This is a genomic window from Pseudomonas sp. GW821-FHT10C09, assembly GCF_059415465.1.
Genome location: NZ_JBWKNG010000020.1, coordinates 104,032 through 121,187, shown reverse-complemented (window position 1 = coordinate 121,187; position 17,156 = coordinate 104,032). Strand labels below are relative to the sequence as shown.

The 17,156-nt window shown below is 59.5% G+C and carries 14 protein-coding genes; 13 read left to right on the top strand and 1 reads right to left on the bottom strand.

What is annotated here, in order from left to right; genetic code table 11:
• Window positions 1-56: 56 nt before the first annotated feature.
• The 13 genes from nuoC to AC07N8_RS21160 all read left to right on the top strand — a co-directional run bounded on the left by nuoC (window position 57) and on the right by AC07N8_RS21160 (window position 16,361).
• Complete coding sequence (nuoC, locus tag AC07N8_RS21220) at window positions 57-1,841, top strand: NADH-quinone oxidoreductase subunit C/D (RefSeq protein ID WP_140667772.1); 1,785 nt, start codon at window positions 57-59, stop codon at window positions 1,839-1,841.
• A 2-nt stretch (window positions 1,842-1,843) separates the two neighbouring features.
• Window positions 1,844-2,341 (top strand): NADH-quinone oxidoreductase subunit NuoE, encoded by a 498-nt coding sequence (gene nuoE, locus AC07N8_RS21215; protein WP_008020715.1) that lies wholly within the window; start codon window positions 1,844-1,846, stop codon window positions 2,339-2,341.
• Window positions 2,338-3,693 (top strand): NADH-quinone oxidoreductase subunit NuoF, encoded by a 1,356-nt coding sequence (gene nuoF, locus AC07N8_RS21210; RefSeq protein WP_059182581.1) that lies wholly within the window; start codon window positions 2,338-2,340, stop codon window positions 3,691-3,693. The genes nuoE and nuoF overlap by 4 nt, the downstream gene beginning before the upstream one ends.
• A gap of 138 nt (window positions 3,694-3,831) precedes the next feature.
• Window positions 3,832-6,546, top strand: coding sequence for an NADH-quinone oxidoreductase subunit NuoG (gene nuoG, locus AC07N8_RS21205; protein WP_493145408.1), 2,715 nt, complete (start codon window positions 3,832-3,834; stop codon window positions 6,544-6,546).
• Window positions 6,543-7,550: an NADH-quinone oxidoreductase subunit NuoH gene (nuoH, locus tag AC07N8_RS21200; protein WP_218439445.1), complete on the top strand. Its 1,008-nt coding sequence runs from the start codon at window positions 6,543-6,545 to the stop codon at window positions 7,548-7,550. The genes nuoG and nuoH overlap by 4 nt, the downstream gene beginning before the upstream one ends.
• A 12-nt stretch (window positions 7,551-7,562) precedes the next feature.
• A complete protein-coding gene (nuoI, locus tag AC07N8_RS21195) occupies window positions 7,563-8,108 on the top strand; it encodes an NADH-quinone oxidoreductase subunit NuoI (RefSeq protein ID WP_007946418.1) in 546 nt (181 codons plus the stop codon).
• Window positions 8,109-8,117: 9 nt separating this feature from the next.
• Window positions 8,118-8,621 carry an NADH-quinone oxidoreductase subunit J gene (gene nuoJ / locus AC07N8_RS21190; RefSeq protein ID WP_348058466.1) on the top strand — a complete coding sequence of 168 codons (504 nt, stop codon included), beginning with the start codon at window positions 8,118-8,120 and terminating at the stop codon, window positions 8,619-8,621.
• Between the two features lie 2 nt (window positions 8,622-8,623).
• Window positions 8,624-8,932 carry an NADH-quinone oxidoreductase subunit NuoK gene (gene nuoK, locus AC07N8_RS21185; protein WP_493145405.1) on the top strand — a complete coding sequence of 103 codons (309 nt, stop codon included), beginning with the start codon at window positions 8,624-8,626 and terminating at the stop codon, window positions 8,930-8,932.
• On the top strand, window positions 8,929-10,782 hold the full coding sequence (gene nuoL, locus AC07N8_RS21180) for an NADH-quinone oxidoreductase subunit L (protein WP_483842757.1): 1,854 nt from the start codon (window positions 8,929-8,931) through the stop codon (window positions 10,780-10,782). Before nuoK ends, nuoL begins: the two co-directional genes overlap by 4 nt.
• Before the next feature lie 40 nt (window positions 10,783-10,822).
• Entirely contained in the window at window positions 10,823-12,355 is a 1,533-nt protein-coding gene (gene nuoM / locus AC07N8_RS21175; protein ID WP_483842756.1) for an NADH-quinone oxidoreductase subunit M, read from the top strand.
• A 7-nt stretch (window positions 12,356-12,362) separates the two neighbouring features.
• Entirely contained in the window at window positions 12,363-13,826 is a 1,464-nt protein-coding gene (gene nuoN, locus AC07N8_RS21170; RefSeq protein ID WP_027925104.1) for an NADH-quinone oxidoreductase subunit NuoN, read from the top strand.
• A 294-nt stretch (window positions 13,827-14,120) separates the two neighbouring features.
• Window positions 14,121-15,458, top strand: a complete 1,338-nt coding sequence (locus tag AC07N8_RS21165; protein WP_493145402.1) for a hypothetical protein — start codon at window positions 14,121-14,123, stop codon at window positions 15,456-15,458.
• Between the two features lie 108 nt (window positions 15,459-15,566).
• Window positions 15,567-16,361: a hypothetical protein gene (locus AC07N8_RS21160; protein ID WP_493145401.1), complete on the top strand. Its 795-nt coding sequence runs from the start codon at window positions 15,567-15,569 to the stop codon at window positions 16,359-16,361.
• Between the two features lie 85 nt (window positions 16,362-16,446).
• Here the strand turns inward: AC07N8_RS21160 and AC07N8_RS21155 are convergent, their stop codons facing one another.
• Window positions 16,447-16,827, bottom strand: coding sequence for a DUF6124 family protein (locus AC07N8_RS21155; RefSeq protein ID WP_493145399.1), 381 nt, complete (start codon window positions 16,825-16,827; stop codon window positions 16,447-16,449).
• Window positions 16,828-17,156: the final 329 nt, after the last annotated feature.

Sequence of the window (17,156 nt, the reverse complement as noted above, 5' to 3'; positions counted from 1 at the left end):
TAATAGAACGAGACACTGGCTTCATTCTTTACGTTGACCGAAAGCGATAAATAACCATGACTACAGGCAGTGCTCTGTACATCCCGCCTTATAAGGCAGACGACCAGGATGTGGTCGTCGAACTGAACAACCGTTTTGGCGCGGACGCGTTCACCGCCCAGCCTACCCGCACCGGCATGCCGGTGCTTTGGGTTGCGCGCGCCAAACTCGTCGAAGTCCTGACCTTCCTGCGTAACCTGCCCAAGCCGTACGTCATGCTCTATGACCTGCACGGCGTGGATGAGCGTCTGCGCACCAAGCGTCAAGGGCTGCCAAGCGGCGCCGACTTCACTGTGTTCTATCACTTGATGTCGATCGAACGTAATAGTGACGTGATGATCAAGGTCGCCTTGTCCGAGAGCGACCTCAACGTGCCGACCGTGACCGGTCTGTGGCCGAATGCCAACTGGTACGAGCGTGAAGTGTGGGACATGTACGGCATCAACTTTGCCGGTCACCCGCACCTGACCCGCATCATGATGCCGCCGACCTGGGAAGGTCACCCGCTGCGCAAGGACTTCCCGGCCCGTGCCACCGAGTTCGACCCGTTCACCCTGAACCTGGCCAAGCAACAGCTTGAGGAAGAAGCCGCGCGCTTCAAGCCTGAAGACTGGGGCATGAAGCGTTCCGGTGCGAACGAGGACTACATGTTCCTCAACCTCGGTCCTAACCACCCTTCCGCGCACGGTGCGTTCCGCATCATCCTGCAGCTGGACGGTGAAGAGATCGTCGACTGCGTGCCGGACGTTGGTTACCACCACCGTGGTGCCGAGAAGATGGCCGAGCGTCAGTCCTGGCACAGTTTCATCCCGTACACCGACCGTATCGATTACCTCGGCGGCGTGATGAACAACCTGCCGTACGTGCTCTCGGTCGAGAAGCTGGCCGGCATCAAGGTGCCCGAGAAGGTCGACGTCATCCGCATCATGATGGCCGAGTTCTTCCGGATCACCAGCCACCTGCTGTTCCTGGGTACCTACATCCAGGACGTCGGCGCCATGACCCCGGTGTTCTTCACGTTCACCGACCGTCAGAAGGCGTACACGGTGATCGAAGCCATTACCGGTTTCCGTCTGCACCCGGCCTGGTACCGCATCGGTGGCGTCGCCCACGACCTGCCGCGCGGTTGGGAAAAACTGGTGAAAGACTTCGTCGAGTGGATGCCAAAGCGTCTGGACGAATACCAGAAAGCCGCCCTGGACAACAGCATCCTGAAAGGCCGGACCATCGGCGTCGCCGCCTACAACACCAAAGAAGCCCTGGAATGGGGCGTCACCGGTGCAGGCCTGCGTTCGACCGGTTGCGACTTCGACCTGCGTAAGGCACGTCCATACTCCGGTTACGAAAACTTCGAATTCGAAGTGCCGCTGGCCGCCAATGGCGATGCCTACGATCGTTGCATCGTGCGCGTCGAAGAAATGCGCCAGAGCATCAAGATCATCGAGCAGTGCATGCGCAACATGCCGGAAGGCCCGTACAAGGCGGATCACCCGCTGACCACGCCGCCGCCGAAAGAGCGCACGCTGCAGCACATCGAGACCCTGATCACGCACTTCCTGCAAGTTTCGTGGGGCCCGGTCATGCCGGCCAACGAATCCTTCCAGATGATCGAAGCGACCAAGGGCATCAACAGTTATTACCTGACGAGCGATGGCGGCACCATGAGCTACCGCACCCGGATTCGTACCCCAAGCTTCCCGCACCTGCAGCAGATCCCTTCGGTGATCAAAGGCAGTATGGTCGCGGACTTGATTGCGTACCTGGGTAGTATCGATTTCGTTATGGCCGACGTGGACCGCTAAGCATGAACAGCACGCTTATCCAGACAGACCGTTTCACCTTGAGTGAAACCGAGCGCTCGGCCATCGAGCACGAGTTGCATCACTACGAAGACCCGCGCGCGGCGTCGATCGAAGCCCTGAAGATCGTCCAGAAGGAACGTGGCTGGGTGCCGGACGGCGCTCTGTACGCCATCGGCGAGATCCTCGGCATTCCGGCGAGCGACGTTGAAGGCGTGGCGACGTTCTATAGCCAGATCTTCCGTCAGCCAGTGGGCCGTCACATCATTCGCGTTTGCGACAGCATGGTCTGCTACATCGGTGGTCACGAATCCGTGGTCAGCGAAATCCAGAGCAAGCTGGGCATCGGCCTGGGTCAGACCACCGCCGACGGTCGTTTCACCCTGCTGCCGGTCTGCTGCCTCGGCAACTGTGACAAGGCGCCGGCGTTGATGATCGACGACGACACTTTCGGTGATGTGCAGCCTGCCGGCGTTGCCAAATTGCTCGAGGGCTACGTATGACCCTGACTTCCTTCGGTCCTGCCAACCGCATCAAGCGTTCGGCCGAGACTCACCCGCTGACCTGGCGTCTGCGTGACGACGGCGAAGCCGTGTGGCTCGACGAGTACCAGGCCAAGAACGGTTACGCCGCTGCGCGCAAAGCCTTCGCCGACATGGCTCAGGACGATATCGTCCAGACCGTCAAAGATTCCGGCTTGAAAGGTCGCGGCGGTGCAGGCTTCCCCACGGGCGTTAAGTGGGGCCTGATGCCCAAGGACGAATCCATCAACATCCGCTACCTGCTGTGCAACGCGGATGAAATGGAGCCGAACACCTGGAAAGACCGCATGCTGATGGAGCAACTGCCCCATCTGCTGATCGAAGGCATGCTGATCAGTGCTCGCGCGCTGAAAACCTACCGTGGCTACATCTTCCTGCGTGGCGAGTACACCACCGCTGCCAAGCACCTCAACCGTGCAGTGGAAGAAGCCAAGGCAGCTGGCCTGTTGGGCAAGAACATCCTGGGCAGCGGCTTCGATTTCGAGCTGTTCGTCCACACCGGCGCCGGGCGTTACATCTGCGGTGAAGAAACCGCACTGATCAACTCCCTCGAAGGCCGCCGCGCCAACCCGCGCTCCAAGCCGCCCTTCCCTGCCGCCGTTGGCGTGTGGGGCAAGCCGACCTGCGTGAACAACGTTGAAACCCTGTGCAACGTGCCGGCGATCATTGCCGACGGCGTGGACTGGTACAAATCGTTGTCCCGCGAAGGCAGTGAAGACATGGGCACCAAGCTCATGGGCTTCTCCGGCAAGGTCAAGAACCCGGGCCTGTGGGAGCTGCCATTCGGCGTCACCGGTCGTGAGTTGTTCGAAGACTACGCCGGTGGCATGCGCGACGGCTTCAAGCTCAAGTGCTGGCAGCCTGGCGGCGCCGGTACCGGTTTCCTGTTGCCGGAACACCTGGACGCACAAATGTACGCCGGCGGCATCGCCAAAGTGGGCACCCGTATGGGTACCGGCCTGGCCATGGCGGTGGACGACAGCGTCAACATGGTTTCCCTGCTGCGCAACATGGAAGAGTTCTTCTCCCGTGAGTCGTGCGGTTTCTGCACCCCGTGCCGTGACGGTTTGCCGTGGAGCGTCAAGCTCCTGCGTGCGATCGAGAACGGTGAAGGGCAAGCCGGCGATATCGAGACCCTGCTGGGTCTGGTCGGCTTCCTCGGCCCTGGCAAGACCTTCTGTGCTCACGCACCGGGCGCCGTGGAGCCGTTGGGCAGCGCAATCAAATACTTCCGCCATGAGTTCGAAGCCGGCATCGCGCCTGTCAGCGCCGTCGTCCCGCCTCTGGCAAGGCCGATCGTAGTCGGCGCGTAAACGCTTAAAGAAGGCGAAGGGTCCGTGCCCTTCGCCTTCTCGTGTGATGACGCCTTTAACGGCTGTGTTGATTCACGCGAATAACAAGATTCCATTAGCCACGCCCGCTGACACCGGGCCAACGAAGAACTTTGAACCATGGCCACTATCCACGTAGACGGCAAAGAGCTCGAAGTCGATGGGGCAGACAACCTGTTACAGGCATGTCTGTCGCTAGGCCTCGATATCCCTTATTTCTGCTGGCACCCAGCCCTCGGCAGCGTTGGCGCTTGCCGCCAGTGCGCGGTCAAGCAGTACACCGACGAAAACGACAAGCGTGGTCGTATCGTCATGTCGTGCATGACGCCCGCCACCGACGGCAGCTGGATCTCCATCGACGACGAAGAAGCGAAAGTATTCCGCGCCAGCGTCGTTGAATGGCTGATGACCAACCACCCTCACGACTGCCCGGTCTGTGAAGAAGGCGGTCACTGCCACCTGCAAGACATGACGGTAATGACCGGCCACAACGAGCGCCGTTACCGCTTCACCAAGCGTACCCACCAGAACCAGCAACTGGGCCCGTTCATTTCCCACGAAATGAACCGCTGCATCGCTTGCTACCGCTGCGTGCGCTTCTATAAGGATTACGCTGGCGGCACCGACCTCGGTGTATTCGGTGCCCACGACAACGTGTACTTCGGTCGCGTTGAAGACGGCACCCTCGAAAGCGAGTTCTCCGGCAACCTCACCGAGGTCTGCCCGACCGGTGTGTTCACCGACAAGACTCACTCCGAGCGCTACAACCGCAAGTGGGACATGCAGTTCTCGCCGAGCATCTGCCATGGCTGCTCCAGCGGTTGCAACATCTCCCCGGGCGAACGCTACGGTGAACTGCGTCGTATCGAAAACCGTTTCAACGGTTCGGTAAACCAGTACTTCCTGTGCGACCGTGGCCGTTTCGGCTATGGCTACGTCAACCGCGAAGACCGCCCGCGTCAGCCTCTGCTGGCCAACGGCGCCAAGCTGAGCCTCGACGAAGCACTGGATAAAGCTGCTGATCTGCTGCGCGGTCGCAACATCGTCGGTATCGGTTCGCCGCGTGCCAGCCTTGAAAGCAACTACGCGCTGCGCGAACTGGTCGGCGCCGAGCACTTCTACTCCGGTATCGAAGCGGCCGAGCTGGAGCGCATTCGTCTGGTCATGCAGGTGCTGAAAGACAGCCCGCTGCCGATCCCGAACATGCGCGACATCGAAGACCATGACGCGATTTTCGTTCTCGGCGAAGACCTGACCCAGACTGCAGCCCGTATGGCGTTGTCCCTGCGTCAATCGGTCAAAGGCAAGGCCGAAGACATGGCCGACGCGATGCGCGTTCAGCCTTGGCTCGACGCCGCGGTGAAGAACATCGGTCAGCACGCGCTGAACCCGTTGTTCATCGCCAGCCTGGCTGAAACCAAGCTCGACGACGTCGCCGAAGAATGCGTTCACGCAGCACCGGACGACCTGGCCCGCATCGGTTTCGCCGTGGCTCACGCCCTCGACGCCAGCGCTCCAGCCGTTGAAGGCCTGGACGCTGAAGCCCTGGAACTGGCCAAGCGCATCGCCGACGCCCTGCTCGCGGCCAAGCGTCCATTGATCATTGCCGGCACCTCGTTGGGTTCCAAGGCGCTGATCGAAGCGGCAGCCAACATCGCCAAAGCCCTGAAGCTGCGCGAGAAAAACGGTTCCCTCAGCCTGATCGTGCCAGAGGCCAACAGCCTCGGCCTGGCCATGCTCGGTGGTGACTCGGTCGACGCCGCGCTGCAAGCCGTCATCGATGGCAAGGCCGACGCCATCGTCGTGCTGGAAAACGATCTGTACACCCGTACCGACAAAGCCAAGGTTGATGCCGCACTGACCGCTGCGAAAGTAGTGATCGTTGCCGACCATCAAAAAACCGCCACCAGCGATCGCGCGCACCTGGTGCTGCCAGCCGCCAGCTTCGCTGAAGGCGACGGTACCCTGGTCAGCCAGGAAGGTCGCGCCCAGCGCTTCTTCCAGGTCTTCGATCCGAAGTACATGGACGCGAGCATCCTGGTTCACGAAGGCTGGCGCTGGCTGCATGCCCTGCGCGCAACCCTGCTGAACCAGCCGATCGACTGGACCCAGCTGGACCACGTCACCGCAGCCGTCGCGTCGAGCACGCCGCAACTGGCGCGTATCGTTGATGCCGCACCGTCCGCCTCGTTCCGCATCAAGGGCATGAAACTGGCCCGCGAACCGCTGCGTTATTCCGGTCGTACCGCCATGCGTGCTGACATCAGCGTGCACGAACCGCGTACCCCGCAAGACAACGACACCGCGTTCAACTTCTCGATGGAAGGTTACTCGGGCTCGGTCGAACCGCGTCAGCAAGTGCCATTCGCCTGGTCTCCGGGCTGGAACTCGCCGCAAGCCTGGAACAAGTTCCAGGACGAAGTCGGTGGTCACATCCGCGCTGGCGACCCGGGCACCCGCCTGATCGAAAGCACCGGTGATTCGCTGAACTGGTTCGCCGCTGTACCGCGTGCGTTCAACCCGGCTCCGGGCACCTGGCAGGTTGTGCCGTTCTTCCACCTGCTGGGCAGCGAAGAGACCTCGTCCAAAGCCGCGCCGGTTCAGGAACGCATCCCGGCCGCTTACGTTGCCTTGGCCAAGTCCGAAGCCGATCGCCTGGGTGTCAATGACGGCGCCATGCTCAGCTTGAACGTGGCTGGCCAGACCCTGCGTCTGCCGCTGCGCATCAACGAAGAACTGGGTGCCGGTCTGGTTGCATTGCCTGCGGGCATCGCCGGCATTCCGCCAGCGATCTTTGGCAAATCCGTTGACGGTCTGCAGGAGGCAGCGCAATGACTTGGTTCACTCCTGAAGTGATCGCCGTGATCATCTCGGTCATCCAGGCCATCGTGATTCTGCTCGCCGTGGTGGTGTGCGGCGCGTTGCTCAGCTGGGTCGAGCGTCGTTTGCTCGCCCTCTGGCAGGACCGTTACGGTCCGAACCGCGTCGGCCCGTTCGGCGCGTTCCAGATCGCGGCCGACATGATCAAGATGTTCTTCAAGGAAGACTGGACCCCACCGTTCGCCGACAAGATGATCTTCACGTTGGCACCGGTCGTGGCCATGAGCGCCCTGCTGATTGCCTTCGCGATCATCCCGATCACCCCGACCTGGGGCGTGGCGGACCTGAACATCGGCATCCTGTTCTTCTTCGCCATGGCCGGTCTGTCGGTCTATGCGGTGTTGTTCGCCGGTTGGTCGAGTAACAACAAGTTTGCCCTGTTGGGCAGCTTGCGGGCCTCGGCACAAACCGTGTCGTACGAAGTGTTCATGGGCCTGTCGCTGATGGGCATCGTGATCCAGGTCGGCTCGTTCAACATGCGCGACATCGTTGATTACCAGGCCCAGCACCTGTGGTTCATCATTCCGCAGATCTTCGGTTTCCTGACCTTCTTCATTGCTGGCGTCGCCGTGACTCACCGTCACCCGTTCGACCAGCCGGAAGCGGAACAGGAACTGGCCGACGGTTACCACATTGAATACGCCGGCATGAAATGGGGCATGTTCTTCGTCGGTGAGTACATCGGCATCGTGCTGATTTCAGCGCTGCTGGTGACCTTGTTCTTCGGTGGCTGGCACGGTCCGTTCGGCATTCTGCCGCAGATCCCGTTCATCTGGTTTGCACTGAAAACCGCGTTCTTCATCATGATCTTCATCCTGCTGCGCGCTTCTATTCCGCGCCCACGGTATGACCAAGTGATGGATTTCAGCTGGAAGTTCTGCCTGCCGCTGACCCTCGTCAACATGCTGGTGACCGCTGCGATCGTGTTGCTCAACACGCCCGCCGTCGCGGCTCAGTGAGGATAGAGAATCATGAAGTACATATTTGACATCGTGCATGGCTTCTTCACCCAGCTTCGCAGCCTGGTGATGATCTTCGGCCACGCCTTCCGCAAGCGCGACACGCTGCAGTACCCGGAAGAAGCCGTGTACCTGCCGCCGCGCTACCGTGGCCGTATCGTCCTGACCCGCGACCCTGATGGCGAAGAGCGTTGTGTAGCCTGCAACCTGTGCGCCGTGGCGTGCCCGGTTGGCTGCATCTCGCTGCAGAAAGCTGAAACCGAAGACGGTCGCTGGTACCCGGACTTCTTCCGCATCAACTTCTCGCGCTGCATCTTTTGCGGCCTCTGCGAGGAAGCCTGCCCGACCACCGCAATCCAGCTGACACCGGATTTCGAGATGGCCGAGTTCAAACGTCAGGACCTGGTGTACGAGAAAGAAGATCTGCTGATCTCCGGCCCCGGCAAAAACCCTGATTACAACTTCTATCGTGTTGCAGGTATGGCGATTGCCGGGAAGCCGAAAGGCTCCGCGCAGAACGAAGCCCAGCCGATCAACGTGAAGAGCTTGCTGCCTTAAGGAAGAAAGATGGAATTCGCTTTCTATTTCGCATCGGGTATCGCTGTGGTGTCCACGCTTCGCGTGATCACCAACACCAACCCTGTGCACGCCCTGCTCTACCTGATCATTTCGCTGATCGCCGTGGCCATGACGTTCTTCGCCCTCGGCGCACCGTTTGCCGGTGTCCTGGAAGTGATCGCCTACGCTGGCGCCATCATGGTGCTGTTCGTGTTCGTGGTGATGATGCTGAACCTGGGCCCGGCCTCGGTCCAGCAAGAGCGCGTCTGGCTCAAGCCCGGCATCTGGCTCGGCCCGGTCGCCCTCGGCGCCCTGCTGCTGGTTGAACTGCTGTACGTGCTGTTCAGCCATTCCAGCGGCCAGGCCATCGGCCACACCACCGTAGACGCCAAGGCCGTGGGCATCAGCCTGTTTGGCCCGTACCTGCTGGTGGTCGAACTCGCCTCGATGTTGCTGCTCGCCGCAGCCGTCACGGCGTTCCACTTGGGCCGCAACGAAGCCAAGGAGCAATGACGATGCCTGCTATCCCTATGGAGCATGGTCTGGCGGTCGCCGGCATCCTGTTCTGCCTCGGTCTGGTTGGCCTGATGGTCCGCCGCAACATCCTTTTCGTGCTGATGAGCCTGGAGATCATGATGAATGCCTCCGCACTGGCGTTCATCGTTGCCGGTAGCCGCTGGGCGCAACCGGATGGACAGATCATGTTCATCCTGGTGATCAGCCTGGCAGCCGCCGAGGCCAGTATTGGCCTGGCGATTCTGTTGCAGCTGTATCGCCGCTTCCACACTCTCGATATCGACGCTGCCAGCGAGATGCGCGGATGAATCTTCTCTATCTGACTTTCGTATTCCCTCTCATAGGTTTCCTGCTGCTGGCGTTCTCACGCGGCCGCTTCTCGGAAAACCTGTCGGCGCTGATCGGCGTCGGTTCCATCGGTCTGTCGGCCATCGTCACGGCTTACGTGATCTGGCAATTCAACGTCGCCCCGCCCGAGGGCGGTCACTACACCCAGGTGTTGTGGCAGTGGATGGCGGTTGAAGGCTTTACGCCGAACTTCGCGCTGTACCTGGATGGCTTGTCGGTCACCATGCTCGGTGTGGTCGTCGGTGTCGGCTTCCTGATCCACCTGTTCGCGTCCTGGTACATGCGCGGTGAAGCCGGTTATTCGCGCTTCTTCGCCTACACCAACCTGTTTATCGCCAGCATGCTGTTCCTGGTCCTGGGCGATAACCTGTTGTTCCTGTACTTCGGCTGGGAAGGCGTGGGCCTGTGCTCGTACCTGTTGATCGGTTTCTACTACAGCAACCGCAACAACGGTAACGCGGCACTCAAGGCCTTCATCGTCACCCGTATCGGCGACGTGTTCATGGCCATCGGCCTGTTCATCCTGTTCCAACAGTTGGGCACGCTGAACATCCAGGAACTGCTGGTCAAGGCACCTGAGCACTTCAAGGTCGGCGACTTCTGGATCGTTCTGGCGACCCTGATGCTGCTGGGCGGCGCTGTCGGTAAATCCGCGCAACTGCCGCTGCAAACCTGGCTGGCGGATGCGATGGCCGGTCCTACTCCGGTTTCGGCACTGATCCACGCCGCAACCATGGTGACCGCAGGCGTTTACCTGATTGCCCGTACCCACGGCCTGTTTGCGTTGGCGCCGGACATCCTGCACCTCGTCGGCATCGTCGGCGGCGTGACCCTGGTGCTCGCCGGTTTCGCGGCACTGGTGCAGACCGACATCAAACGTATCCTCGCCTACTCGACCATGAGCCAGATCGGCTACATGTTCCTGGCGCTGGGCGTTGGCGCATGGGAAGGCGCGATCTTCCACCTGATGACCCACGCCTTCTTCAAGGCGCTGCTGTTCCTTGCCTCCGGTGCGGTGATCGTTGCCTGCCACCACGAGCAGAACATCTTCAAGATGGGCGGCCTGTGGAAGAAACTGCCGCTGGCCTACACCAGCTTCATCGTCGGCGGCGCGGCCCTGTCTGCCCTGCCACTGGTCACCGCCGGTTTCTACTCCAAGGACGAAATCCTCTGGGAAGCGTTTGCCAGCGGCAACCACGGTCTGCTGTACGCCGGTCTGGTCGGCGCGTTCATGACCTCGCTGTACACCTTCCGCCTGATCTTCATCGCGTTCCACGGTGAAGCGAAGACCGAAGCGCACGCCGGTCACGGTATCGCTCACTGGCTGCCACTGTCGGTGCTGATCGTGCTGTCGACCTTCATCGGCGCGATGATCGTTCCACCGCTGCACGGTGTGTTGCCGGAAAGCGTCGGGCATGCCGGCGGCGAAGCCAAGCACAGTCTGGAAATCGCTTCGGGCGCCATCGCCCTGGCCGGTATCCTGCTGGCCGCGTTGCTGTTCCTGGGCAAGCGTCGTTTCGTCACTGCCATCGCCAACAGCGGCATCGGCCGCTTCCTTTCGGCCTGGTGGTTTGCTGCCTGGGGCTTCGACTGGATCTACGACAAACTGTTCGTCAAGCCTTACCTGGCGATCAGCCACGCACTGCGCAGAGACCCGCTCGACCAGACCATCGGTCTGATCCCGCGTATGGCCAAAGGTGGTCACACCGCCCTGAGCCGTACCGAAACCGGTCAACTGCGTTGGTACGCAGCCTCGATGGCAGCCGGCTCCGTGCTGGTCATCGGCGCCATCGTGCTGGTAGCGGTCTGAATATGAACCTTGCGAACTTGCGAAAGGAATTGAGCCCGTCATGATTCTGCCTTGGCTAATCCTGATCCCCTTCATCGGCGGCCTGCTGTGCTGGATGGGTGAGCGCTTCGGCGCCACCCTCCCCCGCTGGATTGCGCTGTTGACCATGACCCTGGAACTCGCACTCGGCCTCTGGCTGTGGGCCCACGGTAATTACTCATTTGCACCGGCGCCTGGCGCCGATCCGACCTGGGCGCTTGAGTTCAAGCACATCTGGATCCAGCGCTTCGGCATCAGCGTGCACCTGGCCCTCGACGGCCTGTCGCTGCTGATGATCCTGCTGACCGGTCTGCTGGGTATCCTCTCGGTACTGTGCTCGTGGAAAGAGATTCAACGTCACGTTGGCTTCTTCCACCTGAACCTGATGTGGATCCTGGGCGGTGTCGTCGGCGTGTTCCTCGCCCTCGACCTGTTCATGTTCTTCTTCTTCTGGGAAATGATGCTGGTGCCGATGTACTTCCTCATCGCGCTCTGGGGTCACAGTTCTTCGGACGGCAAGAAAACCCGGATCTACGCGGCGACCAAGTTCTTCATCTTCACTCAGGCGTCCGGCCTGATCATGTTGGTGGCGATCCTGGGTCTGGTGCTGGTCAACTTCAACAGCACCGGCGTGATCACGTTCAACTACGCCGACCTGCTGAAAACCAAGATGTCGCTCACCACCGAGTACATCCTGATGCTCGGCTTCTTCATCGCCTTCGCGGTGAAGCTGCCGGTCGTACCGTTCCACTCGTGGTTGCCTGACGCTCACGCCCAGGCGCCAACAGCAGGTTCGGTCGACCTGGCCGGTATCTTGTTGAAGACAGCGGCTTACGGCCTGCTGCGTTTCGCCCTGCCGCTGTTCCCGAATGCCTCGGCCGAGTTCGCGCCGTTTGCCATGACCCTGGGTCTGATCGGGATCTTCTACGGTGCGTTCCTGGCCTTCGCCCAAACCGACATCAAGCGTCTGATCGCCTACTCCTCCGTTTCCCACATGGGCTTCGTGTTGATCGGCATCTACTCCGGCAGCCAACTGGCGCTGCAGGGCGCGGTAATGCAGATGCTGGCGCACGGTCTGTCGGCGGCGGCACTCTTTATCCTCAGCGGTCAGTTGTACGAACGCACCCACACCCGCGACATGCGTGAAATGGGTGGCCTGTGGTCGAAGATCGCTTACCTGCCGGCCATCAGCCTGTTCTTCGCAGCCGCGTCCCTGGGCTTGCCGGGCACCGGTAACTTCGTCGGTGAGTTCCTGATCCTGATCGGCACCTTCGCCGCTGCGCCGTGGATCACCGCGATCGCAACGTCGGGCCTGGTGTTCGGTTCGGTCTACTCGCTGATCATGATCCACCGTGCCTACTTCGGCCCGTCCAAGTCGGACGCGGTGTTGCATGGCATGGATGGTCGCGAACTGATCATGGTGGTCGGTCTGGCGGCGCTGCTGATTTACATCGGCGTGTACCCGCAACCGTTCCTCGATACCTCTGCCGCGACGATGCATGGCGTGCAGCAGTGGCTCGGCTCCGCCTTCACTCAACTCGCTTCGGCCCGGTAAGAGCGCTATGGAATTCACGACTCAACACTTTATCGCGCTAGCGCCGTTGTTGATCACCAGCGCCACGATCATCGTGGTGATGCTGGCGATTGCCTGGCGCCGCAACCACTCTCAGACCTTCCTGATTTCCGTGGCGGGCCTGAACCTGGCATTGCTGTCGATCCTGCCAGCCCTGAAAGTCGCGCCATTGGCCGTGACCCCGCTGTTGCAAATCGATAGCTTCGCCTGCTTGTACATGGCGCTGATCCTGGTCGCCACCCTTGCTTGTGTGACCCTCGCCCACGCCTACCTCGGCGATGGCGGTTCGGGTTACCCGGGCAACCGTGAAGAACTGTACCTGCTGATCCTGATGTCCGCCGCCGGTGGCCTGGTTCTGGTCAGCGCGCAACACCTGGCCGGTTTGTTCATCGGTCTGGAACTGCTGTCGGTGCCGGTCTACGGTCTGGTGGCTTACGCCTTCTTCAACAAGCGTTCGCTGGAAGCCGGTATCAAGTACATGGTGCTGTCGGCCGCCGGTTCTGCGTTCCTGTTGTTCGGTATGGCACTGCTGTACGCCGACTCGGGTTCGCTGAGCTTCGTGGGTATCGGTCAAGCACTGGCTGCCACTGGCCTGCCAAGCTCGCTGGCGCAACTGGGCCTGGGCATGATGCTGATCGGTCTGGCATTCAAGCTGTCGCTGGTACCGTTCCACCTCTGGACCCCGGACGTGTACGAAGGTGCTCCGGCACCGGTGGCAGCGTTCCTGGCAACCGCTTCCAAAGTCGCTGTGTTCGCGGTGATGGTGCGTCTGTTCCAGATCTCCCCAGCGGCAAGCAGCGGTGTGCTGAGCGACGTACTGACCATCATCGCCATCGCGTCGATCCTGTTCGGTAACCTGCTGGCACTGACCCAAAGCAACCTCAAGCGTCTGCTGGGTTACTCGTCCATCGCCCACTTCGGCTACCTGCTGATCGCCCTGGTGGCGAGCAAAGGTCTGGCCGTGGAAGCCATCGGCGTGTACCTGGTCACTTACGTGATCACCAGCCTCGGCGCGTTCGGCGTGATCACCCTGATGTCCTCGCCGTACAACGGCCGTGACGCGGATGCCCTGTACGAATACCGCGGCCTGTTCTGGCGCCGTCCGTACCTGACCGCCGTACTGACCGTGATGATGCTGTCCCTGGCCGGTATCCCGCTGACCGCGGGCTTCATCGGCAAGTTCTACATCATCGCGACCGGTGTCGAGTCGCATCAATGGTGGCTGGTCGGTTCCCTGGTACTGGGCAGCGCCATCGGCGTTTTCTACTACCTGCGTGTGATGGTCACCCTGTACCTGATCGAACCGAACCTGCGTCGCCACGATGCGCAACTGCATTGGGAACAACGTGCAGGTGGCGTGATGCTGCTGGCGATCGCTCTGGTGGCGTTCTTCCTCGGCGTTTACCCGCAGCCATTGCTGGTCCTGGTTCAACAGGCCGGGTTGGCGGGTTGATCGCTTAGCGACATTTGGTAGAAAACAGAAACGGCACCTTCGGGTGCCGTTTTTGCGTTTGTGGGATGTGTTGCGGCTGCCCTGCCCTCCTTGTGCAATTCCAGAAAGCTCAGGCGGGATTGTCCGCTCCTATGGGAAAGCTAAATCTTTTGGAGTCCTACGGGGGTGCCCTTTAATGCTTGACCTGAGGTACGCGGATAATCGGACTTCCCCTACACCTAAAACGGAATCACCCGGCATTCAAACTTGAGGCTGCTCGCCAAAGTCCACCGTTTTACGAATCGGGACACGGACGTGACTAGACTCATCCCCAAAAGCGAACTCCATGGCCAACGTAACCAACTACTCGACCCTTACCACGCGATGGAAGACTTTCGACAGGCGCTGAACCGCCCGGATGAACTACCTGGCTTCGACGACTTGCTAAACGCAATGGGCCTCAATCGATCCAACTACATGCAAGGAGCCAACCAGCGAAAACTGATCGAGGCTGTCAGGAACGGCGACTGGGTAGTGGTGAAACCACGAGTCGTTACAGACAACGGCGGAGCGTCCTGGAACGCATTTAAACCCAAACCCGAGCCACCACCGGCCCAGCATCTGGTAGAAGAACACGCCTACACCCTGCCTCATCCGGTGGAATCCGGTTTTCACATCGTTCAGAAACCTGTGACTCTCGAAGCGTTGGAGCGCTCGCTGTACGAAGTCACACCCAGCGATGTGCTGCGCAGAGAGTTCCGGTCGCTCAATCGCCATCTCGATGAACAGGTAAAACCGGGGCAAATGGTCATCTTTAGCGACTCGCGCAACTATATGTGCCGACGCGAAGAGGCGCAGATGATGGCGGCTGCGGAAAAGGTGAATAAAGCGCCGAAAGATCTGACGGATGAAGAGGCATCATTCATGGTTGAGCACCATGAGGTGATTGAGCCGTTTTTGGGAGTTTCTTCCGGAGCGTTGGGTGTTGCATCCTCCATGGTAGGTCAGCATATGGACACGCTAAAAAACACACTGATAGAACTTGAGCGATTACACGTGGAGCAGCACCGCCAATATGGCCACCTGAATTCCCCGGACTTTTTTGCGAAACGTAAAAGACTTATGAAAAAACTGGATGCTGGTTTAGAACCTTTGGTTCGTAAAGCTACGGGACTATCAGATCATCCCAAACTGAAACGAGCACTAGGCTTGTCCACGCGAAGGATCGTGCACAACTGGAACAAGGCTGGAGCACCGAATCAATTGCCTGGCTACGCAACAAATATCGAGGGTGTGGCGCGAGCTTCAAAATATATGAAGGCAGGCGGTTATGTTGCGATTGGGCTGGGAGCGGGCTCTGCGGCGACGAAGATTTACGAAACCTGCCGCACCGGTCGCGAGGAAGAATGTCGTCAGGCGAAATTCGTAGAGGGGTCGAAACTGTCTGGAAACATCCTAGGCGGAGCAATAGCGGGCCGACTGGCGCCAACTCTTGCGCCAATGACATGCGCCGCGATTGGAGTAGGAACCGCTGGGACAGGAGGAGTCGTTTGCATGTTGGTTGTAAGCGGCCTGCTCGCCGCACAAATGGGAGACGGCGGTGGCCAAGCAGGAGAATTCATCGGTGAAAAACTGTACGAGGCGAGTAAATAATGCCCTTCGACCAAATTAACGACTTCCCCGGCAATCCACTTTTTATGTTGGACTACGTCTTTGCCGCTGATGGTCCTGGGATCGTTGGGACAACACTAAGGATCGCCCGTGATCGCCCAGCATCTTGACCTCATTTACCTCCTCTCATCGGGGGCTGTACTGCTACTTATTCTCCTCAGCGAGGCAATCGTGTTGTTTGCCGCCTATTTCCGGCTTGATCAAATGGAAGGCCACTTCATTGCATCTCATCTCGTGGGCATTAATCGGAAAACTTTTGGAAACGGCCCGTTGGGACGAATGAAAAGGGTTCGGCAGATAAGCGCACTAACAGGTCGAATCACCTATTTTCAGATGCTGGATCGGTACGCGGTCATGGAGGCTGAGATCTTTCCGGAGCACCTCAAAAAATGGGTGAAGTTTCCGCGATACCTCATGCGGATCGCACTGACTGGAACCTGTCTACTTTTGCTTTTGTTCGGGCTCGAGCGGATATTCAAGACAGTTTCCGAACCGGCAAGCGACCTGAAATTGCTATGTATGGCCGCATTGATCGCCTGTGTCGTCATGGCATTGATTGCCCTGTTTGTACGGACATACGTCAGTTTTTTCAAACTGGCTGAGATTGAATCCTTCCTGACAAAGTCGTACTTCGTCGCTCGCAATCGACGGGTGTTGGGAAACAGCGCTTATGGCCGTTTGTCCCGCTTGTCCCACATCTCGATCATTCTTTTACTGGACCATGATTTTTTGTCGGGAAGTGATCCTGATGCAATGAACGAGATTGCTCGCTTCCCATTACCCGTGCGACGCTGGGTCATCATTCCCGCTCGAATACTTGGCTATTCTTTTCTAGGTTATTGCGTGATCTATCTCGGCGGAGCCCTCTTTGGGGTATTTGCCTGACAGCAGCGAGACCGATTGTCAGCCTTTCAATAAAAACGCGGCCCTTCTGGCGCCGCGTTTTTTTGTGTCTGCTCAGTCTCGCTGATCAGCCAGCGGGGTCGACGTTATCCAACGCCTTGTTCACCGCCAGTTCGCCCAACATCACTACCTGCGAAATCCCCAGCAGTGTTCTGCGATGCGTGCCTTCCAGCAGCGCAGCTAAGTCGCCGAGCATGATCGTGGCCGATGCCAAGGATTCACAGGCATTGGCCAGCAACGATTCGGTATCGGCTTTGGGGTTGACGAAGAACATTTCGTTGGGGGTGTATGGCGCGGCCATGATGTTGGCGGTGGGATTCAGATAGTAGTCGAGCGCGCGGTCGGCGGCTTCATGGAGTTTTCGGGTGTCGACGGAGGCGTAAGGGGATGTTGAGTCGGCGTCCGCAACGGAGTCTGCTTTGGGAGGGTTGGGTGTTGGCTTTTTCATAAGTAACTCCGGTGTGTGGCTATGGAGCTGACCCATTCGGTTCCAATCGAAGGGGTGGCAGCTGTACGCAGGTTGGAACCCGGGCCACCGAAAAACCCGACAGACTCGAAGTCTCCCGCGCACAGCCGCCATAACGGAGTGCACACCATCAAGGTGCGCAAGCATACGTCATGAAAGCCACTTTTGCGCTTTCGGGGTTCCGGGGTTCCAATCCCGATCGCTGAATTGGCAGCGACGCTCACAGGCTAGAGAACGGACGTCCGACGGACAACCTGAAAACACTGTGGGAAGGTTCAGCTAATTCCACTAAACACTTAAACATTCAGAAT